9 protein-coding genes and 1 tRNA gene are annotated in these 14706 nt (G+C 69.3%); 5 read left to right on the top strand and 5 right to left on the bottom strand.

Annotation, left to right across the window (positions count from 1 at the left end):
* The first annotated feature begins 139 nt into the window (after positions 1-139).
* The gene (locus IPJ87_13560) at positions 140-2092 is read left to right on the top strand and encodes a PQQ-binding-like beta-propeller repeat protein (GenBank protein ID MBK7942877.1); all 1953 of its coding nucleotides are present in this window, start codon (positions 140-142) and stop codon (positions 2090-2092) included.
* A gap of 291 nt (positions 2093-2383) precedes the next feature.
* Here the strand turns inward: IPJ87_13560 and IPJ87_13555 are convergent, their stop codons facing one another.
* On the bottom strand, positions 2384-5353 hold the full coding sequence (locus tag IPJ87_13555; protein ID MBK7942876.1) for a hypothetical protein: 2970 nt from the start codon (positions 5351-5353) through the stop codon (positions 2384-2386).
* Between the two features lie 254 nt (positions 5354-5607).
* Positions 5608-6492 carry a fructosamine kinase family protein gene (locus IPJ87_13550; GenBank protein MBK7942875.1) on the bottom strand — a complete coding sequence of 295 codons (885 nt, stop codon included), beginning with the start codon at positions 6490-6492 and terminating at the stop codon, positions 5608-5610.
* 72 nt (positions 6493-6564) lie between these two features.
* Here IPJ87_13550 and IPJ87_13545 point away from each other — a divergent pair.
* Positions 6565-6638, top strand: a tRNA-Ala gene (locus tag IPJ87_13545).
* Between the two features lie 1407 nt (positions 6639-8045).
* Positions 8046-8870: a universal stress protein gene (locus IPJ87_13540; GenBank protein ID MBK7942874.1), complete on the top strand. Its 825-nt coding sequence runs from the start codon at positions 8046-8048 to the stop codon at positions 8868-8870.
* Positions 8871-8874: 4 nt separating this feature from the next.
* Here IPJ87_13540 and ppk1 read toward each other — a convergent pair whose 3' ends face one another.
* A complete protein-coding gene (gene ppk1, locus IPJ87_13535; GenBank protein ID MBK7942873.1) occupies positions 8875-11565 on the bottom strand; it encodes a polyphosphate kinase 1 in 2691 nt (896 codons plus the stop codon).
* Positions 11566-11632: 67 nt separating this feature from the next.
* On the opposite strand from ppk1, the gene IPJ87_13530 reads away from it, so the two are divergent.
* Positions 11633-12664 (top strand): hypothetical protein, encoded by a 1032-nt coding sequence (locus tag IPJ87_13530; GenBank protein ID MBK7942872.1) that lies wholly within the window; start codon positions 11633-11635, stop codon positions 12662-12664.
* A 69-nt stretch (positions 12665-12733) separates the two neighbouring features.
* Entirely contained in the window at positions 12734-12901 is a 168-nt protein-coding gene (locus IPJ87_13525) for a hypothetical protein (GenBank protein ID MBK7942871.1), read from the top strand.
* Here the strand turns inward: IPJ87_13525 and IPJ87_13520 are convergent.
* Both IPJ87_13520 and IPJ87_13515 read right to left on the bottom strand, forming a co-directional pair.
* Positions 12867-14309: an aldehyde dehydrogenase gene (locus tag IPJ87_13520; GenBank protein MBK7942870.1), complete on the bottom strand. Its 1443-nt coding sequence runs from the start codon at positions 14307-14309 to the stop codon at positions 12867-12869. The two genes, IPJ87_13525 and IPJ87_13520, sit on opposite strands and share 35 nt — an antisense overlap.
* Before the next feature lie 107 nt (positions 14310-14416).
* Positions 14417-14632, bottom strand: a complete 216-nt coding sequence (locus IPJ87_13515; protein ID MBK7942869.1) for a hypothetical protein — start codon at positions 14630-14632, stop codon at positions 14417-14419.
* Between the last annotated feature and the right edge of the window lie 74 nt (positions 14633-14706).

The following is a 14706-nucleotide window of genomic DNA, read 5'->3' as shown; positions in this document are numbered from 1 at the left end:
AGGGGGCTTGGGATCCATGTGACCACATGCTCCGAGGACCGCTCCGCGCCCTCTGCGCCTCTGCGTGAGCCTTCGCCCCGCTCCGCGTTCACCGCCCCCAGGCACGACCTTTGCCAAACCCCCGCTCAACCCATCGGCCATGCTGCACACGTTCCGCTCCACCGCAAGCTTGTTCCTCCTCACGCTCACCGCCGCGGCCTCCGCCCAGCTGAGCCCGGCCTGGACCGCCGCCACAGGCGCCGTGCTCTGGATGCGCACCACCAGCGCCGGCGCCCTTGTGGTGGCCACCGCCGAAGGCCTCAAGGGCGTGGATCCCGCCACCGGCGCCGTGGCCTGGACCGTGAAGGAGCTCGCCGCAGCGCCCGAGGGCGGCTATCGCGAGGTGGAGCGCAGCCCCTTCATCGCCGTGGCCCCCCAAGGCCGTCCCGAAGCCCTCTTCGTGCTTGAACCCTTCAGCGGCACGGTGGCCTTCAGCAGCGATGCCGCCGGCATCAGCAATGTCACCAGCACGTACTTCCTGTATGAGAACAACGCCATCGTGGTGGTGGGCCAGAAGCCGGACAAGACCGCCGCCATGGCCTGCGTGGACATGGGCACCGGCGCCGTGCGCTGGACCAAGGACGACCGCTTCAGCCGCCTCACCGCCTGCAACAGCGCCGGCCCCGATGCCATCCTGCTCAGCACCCTCTTCTTCGCCTACAAGCTGGACGCGCGCACCGGCGCCGAGCTGTGGAAGAGGAGCCCCGACCCCGCCTTCGAGAAGATGAGCGGCCTGGCCGCCCTGCTGGACAAGGGTGGCGCCAACATCAACGTGCCCGGCCTCACCGGCGTCTTCATCACCACCCCCCATGCGCCCGGCCTCGGCTTCATGGGCATGCAGACCGAACAGCGCAAGGAGAGCACCGACAGCCAGGGCAAGAAGACCGTGACGGTGACCCACAAGACCTTCGTGAACGCCTTCCGCATCGACGATGGCAGCTACGCGTGGAGCGCGCCCCTGCAGATGCAACAGAAGCTCGGTACGCTGGTGCCCCTGAAGCAGGGCCTGCTGGTGGGCGCCGGCGACACCCGCAGTGTGGACCTGCTGGACTACGCCACCGGCGCCGGCAAATGGGGCAAGAACGGCAAGGGCATCAGCGTGAAGGGCATCCTGGCCGGTGCGGTGGAACTGGAGGACGGCACCCTGCTCACCAGCGGCAGCGGCGACGGTGTGGTGACCCTGGTGGACGCCAGCGGCACCGAGCGGTGGAAGAAGCCCGTGAAGCTGGACGGCGTGGTGCGCAGCGTGCGCCTGCTCGGCGGCGATGTGCTGGTGGCCACCGAACAGGAGGTGGACCTGATCGACCGGGCCACCGGCCTCAGCCGCCTGGAACAGCCGCTGCAAGGCGGTGCCGGCCTGGTGGCCGTACACGAGGGCGCCACCTTCGTGTTCAACACCAAGGATGGGCTGTTGTACAGCGTGGCCGAAGCGGGCGGAACGGCGCGCGCACTGGGCTCGGCTCCCGTGACCTTCGAAGGCAGGGAGAAGCCCACCGCACTGGAGGGCTCCGCCGATGGCCTGGTGCTGAGCAGCGACCAGAACCTGGCGCTGCTGCGCACGGACGGTACGCTCGTGTACCGCACCTATCTGCCCGCCCCGCGCGAGACCGGCCTGGTGCGTGGGCTGAAATACGCCAGCGCTGTGCGGGCCATCTATGCCGCTGCAGCGTACAGCTACACCAGCGCGGCGTTCGGTGCGGTCAGCCAGAGCATCCAGGTGACGGATGCGGGCAGTGCGGCTGCGCGCGATGTCACGGCAGCCGTCAGCCAGGTCTATGGAGAAGGCGCCAACGCCGCCGTGGGAGCCGCCGCACGCTTCTTCCAGGAGGCCAACGCCCGCTTCACCGCCAGCACCACCACCGCCGAGCTGCACTTCGTGATGACCACTGAAGGCAAAGGCGCGAACGTCCTGAAGGCCCTGCGCCGCAGCAACGGCAGCGAGGCCGGCAGCGTCTCCCTCGGCACCGAAAAGGAGCCCCGCTACGAGGTGGACGGCTTCACCAACGCGGTCTACCTGGCCGAGGGCGACGGGGTGAAGGGCTACAGGCCGTAAGGGGCGGGGAGGGGGCGATCGCTTCGCCGGCAGAGCCCGGCCCGCGATGACGGGTTGGAAATGACCGGTACTTGTACCTCACCCCTCCGCACCATCACTGCGAGCGGGCCTTCGCCCGCGCGGCAGTCTCCCCTCGGCGGACGAGATCAAGTCCCCTCCTGAGCAGCGATCGCTCGCTGCTCCGCACAAGGAGGGGTACGGGGAGGTTTCCGCTTCGTGGTGTACCTGGCCGCGGGCAACGGGGTGAAGGGCTTCCGGCCGGATGGGCAGCGCTCGGTCCGGTCGGCCGATCTACGGGAGCTGCGCAGGGCGCACCGCGGTGGGCACGGCCCCGCCGATGGTCTGCAGCACCTCGTCGCGATCGTTGCCACCGCCGGTATACTTCACCGCGCCGTCCAGGTTCACGTCCGCACGCAGGTACACCCCGCTCAGCACCGAGGTCGGCACCAGGCCGCCGATGGTGCTCAGCACGGGATCGCGATCGTTGCCGCTGCCGGCGTACTTCACCAGCCCGTCGCCGGTGACATCGCCCGGCCAAAGGCATCGCCACGTCCCGCACGGACGCCGAGCTTCGACGCCGTACGTGGCCGTGGTGCTGGCGCGGAGGTCCAACGTCACCGGTTCCGCGCCGAGCAGCAGCGGGGTGGCGGCCATCACGCCCAGGTGGTTGCGGTGGCGCAGCGCCACGTGGTAGGTGCCAGGGGCCGCGGCGAAGTGCACAGGGCTCAGCCCGTCCACGTCCACCACATGACCATCACGCAACAATAAAGCGCTGCGGCTGGCCAGCACTTGATGCGGGGCAAGCGGATCGCGCAGTTCGGCCACCACCCAGTCCACCACGGCCTTGTCGCCGGTGATGGCCAGAACCCCCGGTGCGATCAGCTCGCCACCGCCGCCGCTGGTGTGCGAATAGCCCAGTATGGTGTACGGTTCGCCAAGGGGCAGAAGCCCCTGCTGCCGCAGGTCGTCGCGGTGCAGGTCCGTGCCTCCGTCATAGGCGCCGCCCAACCATGCACGCGGGGATACGCGCACCTCCGCGGTACCGTTGCCCAGCAAACGTGCCAGCCGGTTGCGGCCGGTGCCGTTCACGGCCGTGAAGGTGCCGCCGACCACCACCCGCCCATCAGGGCGCAACAGGAGCGAGCGCACGAGACCACTGCTGGGGTCCACGTAGTTGCCTTGCACACTGAACACGCTTGGTGCGAAGCTCGGGTCGACGATCCCGGTGGCCAGCAACCGCTGCAAGGTGGTTCCACTGACCACCAGGATACGACCGTCGGCCTGTACCTGCATGGCGGACACGACCCAGCTGGTGGTTGAAGGCACGAACCCCAGGTCCAGCGTACCGCTGGGCGTCAACCGCACGAGCCCCTGACGGGGTACGTTGTTGAAGCGGGTGAAGCTTCCGCCCGCCAGGATGTGCCCGTTCGCTTCCAAATGCAGGGTATACACGATGGGCGCGGCCAACAACGAAGCACCGAACGCCGGAGTGGGTGGTGCGAAGCTGGGGTCGGGCGTACCGTCCGCCATCAACCGCTGGATGGCCTTGTCGTATGCGCCACCAACGTTGAATCCACCCACCAGGATGCGCCCATCGGGCATGACCAGGATGGCTTGGGCGGTGAACGCGGGCGCGGTGAAGCTCGGGTCCGGGGTCCCGTCAGGCATGAGCCTCACCATGGGCAAGTTGCCATGGCTGCGGCTCACCAGGATTCGTCCGTCCGGCTGCACCGCCACGGAACTCACCCCTTGGTAGCCCGTGAACCCGGCGTTGAACCCGGTGTCCATGCTACCGTCGCTGTTCAGGCGCACCAAACCGCGGGCCGACAGCCCTTCGAAGGTGGTGAAGGACCCGCCCACCAACACCTTGCCGTCGGCTTGCAGCGCCAGGCACTCCACGTACTGGTCCGGATCAGGATCGGCTTGGAAGGACGGGTCCACTGTCCCATCGGGCAGCAGGCCCACCAGGTTAGTGGTCGGGATGCCGTTGATGTACGTGAAGGATCCCCCGGCGACCAGGCGGCCATCGGGCCGTTGCACCATGCACCGCACCGAACCCATCACCCCGGTGCCCGGGTTGAAGTCATGGTCCGGCGTGCCGTCCGGCATCAAACGCGCAAGGCCGGAAGAAGGCTTCTGCGAAAGCGAGGGCACTTCACCTCCGGCCCAAATACGGCCATCGGCCTGCACGGCCACCGCTTCCAAGCACGTCCAGCCCAGGATCTCCAATCCGGGATCGAAGCTGCTGTCCACTCCTCCATCGGGCAACAGCCGCACGATGTTGCGACGCACGGTGCCGTTGAAGTGGTCGAAGCAGCCCACCGCCACCAGCCGCCCGTCCGGTTGACGCACCATATCCCTCATCTCGCCAGGACCATACATCGCACTGAATCCCACGCCGATGGAGAAGGTGGGATCGTGGCTGCCATCCGCGTTGAGGCGTCGACCGCCGTTCACCACCACTTTGCCGTCAGGCAGTAACAACAGGTGCTGCGCCGGTACCCCGGCCATACTGGCCACGAAGCCGGGGTCGGGCGCGCCGGTGGGCAGCAGCTGCACCACATGTGGCGAGGAGTGGCCTCCGTATCCGCTGAAGGAGCCGCCCACCAGGATGCGTCCATCCGGACGCACTTCCAGGCCTCCGCGCCCCGAGGTCCATAAGAGCTGCTGAAATCCACTTCCCAAGGTGAAGCCCGTGTCCAGGCTGCCATCCGGGTGGATCCGCACCAGGCCTTCGCGGGCCACGTCGGCATAGGTGGTGAAGCCGCCGATCACCAACACCTTGCCATCGGCTTGCAGCTCCATATCGCGGGGCTCGCCGTTGAGCCCTGCGCCCGGATCGAAGCTGGTGTCCAGGCTTCCATCCGAGTTTAGGCGTGCGATGCTATTGCGCGGGGTGCCGTTCACCGAACTGAAGATGCCAGCGACGAGGATCTTCCCATCGGGTTGCAGCCGCAGCAGTTTGCGGCCGTAGATGCTGAACTGGATGCCAGCCCCGGGATCGAACGCGGGGTCCAGCGTACCATCCGCCTGCAACCGCGCGATGCCCGTGCGCGCCACACCGTCCACCAGCGTGAAGTTCCCGGCGATCACCGCGCCGCCACCCGGTAGCGGCAGCACCGCGCCCACGGTGTAGGTGGGACCGTCCCCGAACCCATGACCAGCGTCCGTCGGGTTGAAGCTGAGGTCCACCGCGCCGGCCTGCGCGGCGGCCTGCTGGTGAAGCGCAAGGAGGAAGAGGAGGAGGGTCCAGTGCTTCATGATGAATGATCGTTCGTTGTCGACGAGCAGCGATCTCCGATCGTCCAAGTTAGCCGATCGGATGGACCGGACGCATGATCAGGGGGCCGGGGGGCGCGACGGTGCACAGGATCCGCAGCGCGCCCCGCACCGCCAGCACTGTCACTGTGAGCAGCCCAGAGGGATGCGTAGCAGTCTACCCGAGGCGGACAAGAACAGCTGGTACGATAGTGTCTCCTGTCGAACACCCGATGCCGCAGGGCGTGTCCGGCCCCTCACGTGAACCGCCGCAGCGCCGTCTGCACCTGCGCCGCATAGCCACCGTCGAAGAGCAGGACGTGCACCAGCAGCGGGTAGAGCTGGCAGAGCGGAACACGCTCCTCCCAGCCGGGCTCCAGCGGATATTCCGCCTGGTAGGCGGCGAAGAAGGCCTCCTCGAAGCCGCCGAAGAGCCGCGCCATGGCCAGGTCCATCTCGCGGTGCCCGTAGTGCACGGCCGGGTCGATCAGCACCTGCGCGCCATCGGACGCGCACAGCACGTTGCCGTTCCACAGGTCGCCGTGCAGCAGGGCAGGCGGCTCGGCGGGGAAGAGCCCCTCCAGGCGCGGGTACAGCCGGTCGAAGCGCTGCACGGTGGCCGGGTCCAGCCGACGGCGGTCGCGCGCCTGCCGCACCAGCGGCTCCAGCCGGTGGCGCACCAGGAAGCCGGGCCAGTCCGCTTCGCGCGTGTTCACTTGGGGCAGCAGGCCGATGTGGTTGTCGCGCTCCAGGCCGAAGCGGGGCGCGCTGTGGCCGTGCAGCGCGGCCAGCCCGCGGCCCAGCGCCTCCCAGAACGCCGCACGGCGCGGCCCCGTGTCGATGTGCTCCAGCAGCAGGTAGGCCTCGTCATGGTCCTCGCCGAGGCCCACCACCTTCGGCACGCGCAGGGCGCCGGCCCTTGCCAGCCGCTGCAGCCCGTCCGCCTCGCCGGCGAACAGGTCGGGGTGCTTTTCGGCGTCGAGCACCTTCACGAACCATCGCCCGGCGGTGCTGTGCAGCCGGTAGGCCGCGCAGATGCTGCCGCCGCCCACCGGCTCGCTGTGCTCGATGTCCACGTATTCCCCCACCTGGCGGCTCAGCCGCTCGCACAGCCGCTCGATCAGGGAGCCGGAAAGGGGCATGCGCAAAGGTGTGCTGAGGTCCGACCGCGTGTGTTACATTTGCGTCCCGTTCGCAGGAACGGGTGTCATTTTGGGGAATTAGCTCAGCTGGCCAGAGCGCTTGCATGGCATGCAAGAGGTCACCGGTTCGACTCCGGTATTCTCCACACAAGGCGGTCCCTCGGGCCGCCTTTTCCGTTCGCGGGCCTTGGCCTTCTGGGGATCACTGCTCCGTGGTCAGAGCGTCCCGCATGGCGTGCGGGAAGGTCACCGGTCCGACTCCGGTATTCTCCACACAAGGCGGTCCCTCGGGCCGCCTTTTCCGTTCGCGGACCTTGGCCTTCTGGGGATCACTGCTCCGTGGTCAGAGCGTCCCGCATGGCGTGCGGGAAGGTCACCGGTCCGGCTCCGGTATTCTCCACACAAGGCGGTCCCTCGGGCCGCCTTTTCCGTTCGCGGGCCTTGGCCTTCTGGGGATCACTGCTCCGTGGTCAGAGCGTCCCGCATGGCGTGCGGGAAGGTCACCGGTCCGGCTCCGGTATTCTCCACACAAGGCGGTCCCTCGGGCCGCCTTTTCCGTTCGCGGGGGTCCCAAGGGCCGCCTTTTCCGTTCGCGGGCCTTGGCCTTCTGGGGATCACTGCTCCGTGGTCAGAGCGTCCCGCATGGCGTGCGGGAAGGTCACCGGTCCGGCTCCGGTATTCTCCACACAAGGCGGTCCCAAGGGCCGCCTTTTCCGTTCGCGGACCTTGGCCTTCTGGGGATCACTGCTCCGTGGTCAGAGCGTCCCGCATGGCGTGCGGGAAGGTCACCGGTCCGGCTCCGGTATTCTCCACACAAGGCGGTCCCAAGGGCCGCCTTTTCCGTTCACGGGCCTTGGCCTTCTGGGGATCACTGCTCCGTGGTCAGAGCGTCCCGCACGGCGTGCGGGAAGGTCACCGGTCCGGCTCCGGTATTCTCCACACAAGGCGGTCCCAAGGGCCGCCTTTTCCGTTCGCGGACCTTGGCCTTCTGGGGATCACTGCTCCGTGGTCAGAGCGTCCCGCATGGCGTGCGGGAAGGTCACCGGTCCGACTCCGGTATTCTCCGCACAAGGCGGTCCCTCGGGCCGCCTTTTCCGTTCACGGGCCTTGGCCTTCTGGGGATCACTGCTCCGTGGTCAGAGCGTCCCGCATGGCGTGCGGGAAGGTCACCGGTCCGGCTCCGGTATTCTCCACACAAGGCGGTCCCTCGGGCCGCCTTTTCCGTTCGCGGACCTTGGCCTTCTGGGGATCACTGCTCCGTGGTCAGAGCGTCCCGCACGGCGTGCGGGAAGGTCACCGGTCCGGCTCCGGTATTCTCCACACAAGGCGGTCCCAAGGGCCGCCTTTTCCGTTCGCGGACCTTGGCCTTCTGGGGATCACTGCTCCGTGGTCAGAGCGTCCCGCACGGCGTGCGGGAAGGTCACCGGTCCGGCTCCGGTATTCTCCACACAAGGCGGTCCCATGGGCCGCCTTTTCCGTTCGGGAACGGCTCATCCTGTCCATCGGCAACGTTCCATCCGCTTCTGCGTCCCATCTTGCAGAGCCCTCCGCCGATGACGCACATCTTCCACCCCACGGACCTGACCGAGGCCGGGGCCACCGCCTTCCGGCACGCGTTGCGCCTGGCCGTGGCGGCCCCCGGCAAGCTCACCATCCTGCACGTCACCGACGGTGAGGCCCACCGCAGCGACCTGCCCGGCGTGCGCCAGGCGTTGGTGGAGTGGGGCCTGCTGCGGCACCCCGAGGACGAGGAGGGCCTCAGCGCCCTGCGCCTCGCGGTGCGCAAGGTGATCAGTGCCGAGGGCGATCCAGTGGCCGCCTGCCTGGACCACCTCATCCGGCATCCCGCCCAGTGGCTCGTGCTGGGCACCGGCCAGCGCACCGGCACCGAACGTCTGCTGAAGGCCTCCGTGGCCGAGGGGCTGATGCGCAAGTCCCGCGTGCCCGCCTTGGTGCTGCCCGCAGGGGTGCCCGGCTTCGTGCTGCCCGACAAGGGGCGCGTGGCCCTGCACCGCGTGCTGTTGCCCGTGGGACCGCCGGCCCTGGCCCGCACCGCCGGCATCGCCCTGCACGACCTGCTGCAGCGCTGCGGCGTGGGCCGGGTGGAGGTGCACACCCTGACGGTGGGCGAGGCCACCCTACCGGCCGACCTCCACGACCGCCTCAACGGCCGGGCCACCTTCGTCCACCAGCACGCCGACGGCGATGTGGTGGATGCCATCGTGGCCGCCACCGACCGCCTCGCCGTGGACCTGGTGGCCATGGCCACCGAAGGGCACGACAGCCTGGGCGATGCCGTGTGGGGCAGCCGGGCCGAACAGGTGCTCCGCCGCCTCCGCACCCCCGCGGTGATCGTGCCGTCGCAATTGCCGGTGTAGGCACCTACCGAGCACCCCGGGGCCGATCGGCGGTGGCCAGCCAAGCGCGGAAGTCCTCCTGCGCCCGCACGGCCTTGGTCCCGCGCGGGGGCTTGCGGTACCGGTTCTCCTGCTGCGCGTCGATCACGCGCGCCTTCATGCTGTCCGCCCATTGCAGGTCCAGCATGCGCAGCACCTCGGCCTTCGCTTCGGGGTCGCGCAGGGGGAAGGCCACCTCCACGCGGCGGTCCAGGTTGCGCTCCATCAGGTCGGCGCTGGCCAGGTACAGCACGTGTCGGCCCTGGGCGTGGAACACATAGGCCCGTGCATGCTCCAGGTAGCGGTCCACGATGCTGATGGCCGCGATGCGGTCGCTGGTGCCTGCCACGCCCGGCACCAGGCAGCAGATGCCGCGCACGATGAGGCGGACGGGCACCCCGGCGCGGGAGGCGTCGTACAGCTTGCCGATCATCGCCCGGTCCTCCAGGCTGTTCAGCTTCAACAGGATGCCGGAGGGCTTGCCCGAACGCGCCTGTTCGATCTCGCGGTCGATGAGGGCCTCCAGGCCGCTGCGCAGCCCGGCGGGCGCCATCAGGAGCTGCCGCAGCTGGGGCACATGACGCCGGTCCTCCAGGTGCCGGAACACTTCGCTCACCTCGCGGCACAGCTCGGTGTCGGCCGTCAACAGCGCACAATCCGCGTAGAGCCGCGCGGTGCGCTCGTGGAAGTTGCCGGTGCCCAGGTAGGCGTAGCGCTTCAGCACGCGGCCTTCGCGCCGTTCGATGAGGCCCAGCTTGCCGTGCACCTTCAGCCCCTCGTAGCTGTAGAGCACGCGCGCGCCGGCGGCCTCCAGCTGTTCGCCCCAGTGCAGGTTGGTGCGTTCGTCGAAGCGCGCCTGCACCTCCACGAACACGGTGACCTGCTTGCCCGCGCGCAGCGCCTCGATGAGCGCCTCGCACACCTGGGATCGTTCGGCCACGCGGTAGAGCGTGAGGGCGATGCTGCGCACCTGCCGGTCGCGGGCGGCCTGCCGCAGCCAGTCCACCACCACCCCGAAGTCGTGGTAGGGGAAGTGCAGCAGCAGGTCGCGTTGCGCGATGCGGTCGAAGAGCCGTCGACGGGCAGCGGCCCCGGGGCGGGGGAGGGGCGCACGCTGCGGATCGCGCAGCGCCGCATGGCCCTCCACGGGCAGGCCCATGAGGTCGCTGAAGTTGTGGTAGCGCCCGCCGGCCACCAGGTCGGGTCCCTTCAAGCCCAGCAGCGAGCGCATCGCCTTGCGCAGCGCCGGTGGCATGCGCTCGTCGTACAGAAAGCGGCTGGGCACGCCGGTGGACCGTTTGCGCAGGCTGCGCCACACCTTGTCCACCACACGTTCGCCGAACTCCTCCTCCAGGTAGAGCTCCGCGTCGCGGCTCAGCTTGATGGCGTAGCTGTCCACCAGCTCATGACCGGCGAAATGGTCGCGCAGGCCCAGGCGCATCACATCGTCCAAGAAGATCAGGGCGGTGCGTCCACGCGCGGCCGGGAGCGTGATGAAGCGGCCCACCGCATCGCTGGGCACGTTCACCAGCACGAGCCGTTCGCGGCGTTTGCCCTTGCCCACGGGCCGTAGCCGGCACACCAGGTACAGCTTGCGGTCCTCGATGAAGAGCGCGTTGCCGTCGCGCACCTCGGCGGTGTGCAGCAGCGGTGTCACGCGGGTGCTGAAGAACGCGCGGGCGAAGGCCTGCTGGCGCTTGTCCAGCCGGTCCTCCTGCAGCAGCCGGATGCCGTGCCTCCCCAGGGCGGGCAGCAGGGTGCGCCGGTAGAGGCGGCCGAACTGTTTCTGCTGGCGAAGGGCCGTTCGGTTGATGCGGGCGATCAGTGCTTCGGTGGCCACGCCCAGCGCCGTGCGGTCGCGCCGGCCCAGCTTGGCCAGCGATCGCAGCGAGGCCACCCGCACGCGGTAGAACTCGTCCAGGTTGCTGCTGTAGATCGCCAGGAACTTGATGCGCTCCAACAACGGCACACGTGGGTCGCTGGCCTCCTGCAGCACCCGGTCGTTGAAGGCCAGCCAGCTGAGGTCCCGGTCGAAGTACGGATCGTGCAGCACCCGCGGTGCGGGCAGCCGGCCCTGGTGCACGCGCTGGCGCGCCAGGCCGAGGTTCATGCGCTTTTGCGCTCCGAAGCGCCGCTCGGCATAGGGCGTGTGGAAGCGGTGACCTTCCAGGTAGGCCAGATTCTCACGTTCCCATTCGCCGCGCTTCACGGACCGTGCGGTCACCGCCTGCAGCTCCTGCTTCAACCGCTCGCTGTGCTCCTCGAAGTCCACCTGCCCAGCCTTGGCGCTGTCGGCATCGCGCAGGATGCGCTGCAGGAGGCTGCGCGGCCGGGCGCCCACGCGGGTGGCCGCGATCAACGCCACCACCCGGCGCACCTGAGCGGCCGGCACGCCCTGTTCCTTCAGGAAGGCCGCCGCCAGCCGTGCGCTTACGCGCTCGTGGCCCGCATAGGCCTGCGCATAGCCCGCGTCGTGGAACAGCGCCGCCAGCTCCAGGGTCCACAGGTCCGCTTCGGGCAGGCGGTGCGCCCGCCCGATCTCCAACGCCGTGCGCGTCACCGCCAGCGTGTGGTCGAGGTCGTGGAAGGTGAAGCGCGCGCCGATGTGCTTGCTGAAGTGGCGCCGCACGTGCAGCCGGGCCTGTTCCAGCACATCCTTGCGTTCGTCCGGCCGCATGGGGGCGCAAGTTATCCGCGCTCCGAGGCTCGTCCGGGCACGCGGCTATCTTTGAACGCTTCGGCCGATGGAGGTCCCTCATGCGTTCAGCCTGTACAAGGCCTTGTCCAGCGGCACTTTTGCCCTCCTGCTCGGCGATCCCTTCCGCGACGCACAGACCGCACGTCTGATCGAGCTGGCCGAGGCCGTGGCCGAACGTCAGGGCCTGTCCAAGGGCGCCCGGGCGCGCCTGGCCTTCGTGCTGGTGGAGGCCTTCCAGAACATCATCCGCCATCGACCGCCGGCCGACGGTATGCAGCTGCGGAGCAGCTTCCTCTTCGGCGCGGTCCCTTCGGGGCAGCAGGTGATCACCTGCAACCCGGTGGCCGATGCCGACCTGCCTGCGTTGCGCTCGGCGCTCCACGGCGTGCTCGGCAAGGATGCCGACACGCTCAAGGACCTCTTTCTGCGCGGGCTGCAGGCCAATGCCGCATCGGCCAAAGGCGGTGCCGGCCTGGGCCTCATCGAGATGGCGCGCCGTAGCGGCCGCGACCTCGGCCATGCCCTGGAACCCCTGGAAGCCGGCGTGCACCGCTTCATGCTCCAGGTGCTCCTTGGCGATGCGGCACCATGGTCCTTCGACCGGGTGGCCGATGCCTGCCATGCGCAGGAGGCGCATCGGGTGGTGGCCGCCATGCTCGGCGAGCCGGCGCCGGCCTTGCTGAACGCGCTGCTGGGCCTGGTGCAGGAGACCGGTCTGGGCGGAGAGCCCCTGCACGCCTGCCTGCTGGCCGCCACCCAGTACATCGACGACAGCGCTGATCACCGCAGCGGGCCCGTGCTGCTGTCCGTGCACCGCCAGGGAGCGGGCGGATGGAGCGTGCTGGTGGGTTCGGAGGTCCCGCCCGGGGAGGCCGAGCGCTTGGAGGCGATCGTGGGCGGGGTGCGCGGCGGTTCGGCCTTCCACCTCAAACGCCGCTACCGCGCCGCCCTGCAGGGCGGGGATCCCGCCGGCGCCGGTCTGCTGGAAATGGCCATGCGCGCCACTGGGGGCCTCACCGCCGACCGATGGGCGCTGGACGCCGACCGGACCCTGGTCTGGGTGGAGGCCCGTTCCTGAACACGTTCGCACCGTTCGCGGTGCCGCACGGTCCCCTGGCACAATTCCTGCCCGCCTTCGGTGTTATCCATGAGCAACACCGCACGATCGATGCTCGCCACCCTGTTCCACGCGCTGGAGCGCTTCGAGGCCTGGTTCGACCGCCGCTTCGGCTGGTTCTTCACCAACGGCATGAAGGACCGGTCCCGGGACGGCTCGGCGATCACCAGCGCACGCACACGTTCCGTGCCTCGGTGAAGAAGCGCAGCGCCTCCCAGCCGCCCTCGCGCCCCACACCGCTCTGCTTGGTGCCTCCGAAGGGCGTGCGCAGGTCGCGCACCATCCAGCAGTTCACCCACACGATGCCCGCCTGGATGCCGCGCGCCACGCGGTGCGCCCGCTGCACGTCCCGCGTCCACACCACGCCGGCCAGCCCGTAGGGCGTGGCGTTGGCCAGGGCCAGGGCCTCCGCCTCGGTGTCGAAGGGCTGCAGCGTCACCACGGGCCCGAAGATCTCCTCCTGGTTGGTGCGGCATTGCGGACCCAGCCCTTCGATCACCGTGGGGCGCATGTACCAGCCGCCGGCGAGCGCACCGGGCAGCTGCACACGCTCTCCGCCGCACAGCACGGTGCCGCCCTCGGCCCGCGCCAGGTCCACGTGGCCGAGCACTTTCTCCAGGTGCGGAGCGGACACCAGGGCCCCCAGGTCCGTCGCCGGATCCGCGGGATCGCCCACCCGCAGGGCCTCGGTGCGTGCCACGAAGGCCGCCTTGAACCGGTCGTAGAGGCCGCGCGCCACCAGGATGCGCGAGCCGCACAGGCAGATCTGCCCCTGGTTGCGGAAGGAGGAGCGCACGGTGGTGTCGAGCGTGCGTTCGAAGTCGCAGTCGTCGAACACCAGCACCGGGTTCTTGCCGCCCAGCTCCAGGCTGAGCTTCTTGAACAGGGGTGCCGCGGTGCGGGCGATCTCGGCGCCGGTGCGTGTGCCGCCCGTGAACGAGATGGCCGGAATGCCCGGATGCGCACTGATGGCCGCGCCCACCTTGGCGCCCAGGCCATGCACGATGTTCAGCACCCCCGGGGGCAGCTCCTCCGCCGCGCAGGCTTCCGCCAGCAGGTGCGCGGTGAGGGGCGTCACCTCCGAGGGCTTGGCCACCACGGTGCATCCCGCGGCCAGGGCCGGGGCCACCTTCCACGTGAAGAGGTACAACGGCAGGTTCCAGGGACTGATGCAACCGGCCACGCCCACGGGCTGCCGGTCGGTGTAGTTCAGCGCCACCTCGTCCATCAGGTGGGCCTCGCTCTGCTGATGCAGGATCGCCGTGGCGAAGAAGCGCAGGTTGGCCACCGCACGCGGGATGTCCACTTCGCGCGCCAGATGGACCGGTTTGCCGTTGTCCCGCGATTCGGCCTGTGCGAAGCGTTCCAGGTCGCGCTCCACGCGCGCCGCCACGCGCAGCAGGGCGTTGCTGCGCCCTTCGCGCCCCAATGCCCACCAGGCGGGCAGCGCGGTCTGCGCGGCCGCCACCGCATCGTCCACGTCGCGGGCATCGCTGTCCGGGGCGGCGGCGAACACCTCGCCCGTGGCCGGTGCGTGCACCGGCAGGGTGGCGCCGCTGTGTGCGGCCGTGAAGCGGCCGCCAATGTGGTTCAGGATGGTCTCCATGGCTCGCGCCGAAGGTACAGGGGCCGCCCCCTTGCCCCCTGAAAAGCCGAAAGGCCCCCACGATGTGGAAGCCTTCCAGCCCCTTGTTGCGCTGTCATTGAACGAACCTACTCGATGACAAGCTTCGTGAATGCGGTGGACGGCAGGCAGGCCAGGTGTTCCACGGCCGGGACCGGGCGCACCACGCTTCCCGTGGTGGTGGTCGCCGGAGCGGCGGGCTTGCGCTGCGCGGGGTAGCGGAAGGGCGACGCGGCCTGGGCCCATGTGACGCCGGCGATGGCGAGCCCGAGGCAGAAGAGCTGGGTGGCGGTGGTGCGACGCATGGGGCGGCGTTCGATGCTGCGAACGTACACGGTGAACGCCCCGTCGAACGTTAACGACACGTTGATCGCCGTTA

Source organism: Flavobacteriales bacterium (assembly GCA_016713875.1).
In the GTDB taxonomy this organism is placed as follows: domain Bacteria; phylum Bacteroidota; class Bacteroidia; order Flavobacteriales_F; family PHOS-HE28; genus PHOS-HE28.
Note: the sequence above shows the minus strand (reverse complement) of the source record. Positions and strands in the feature narration are given on the sequence as shown.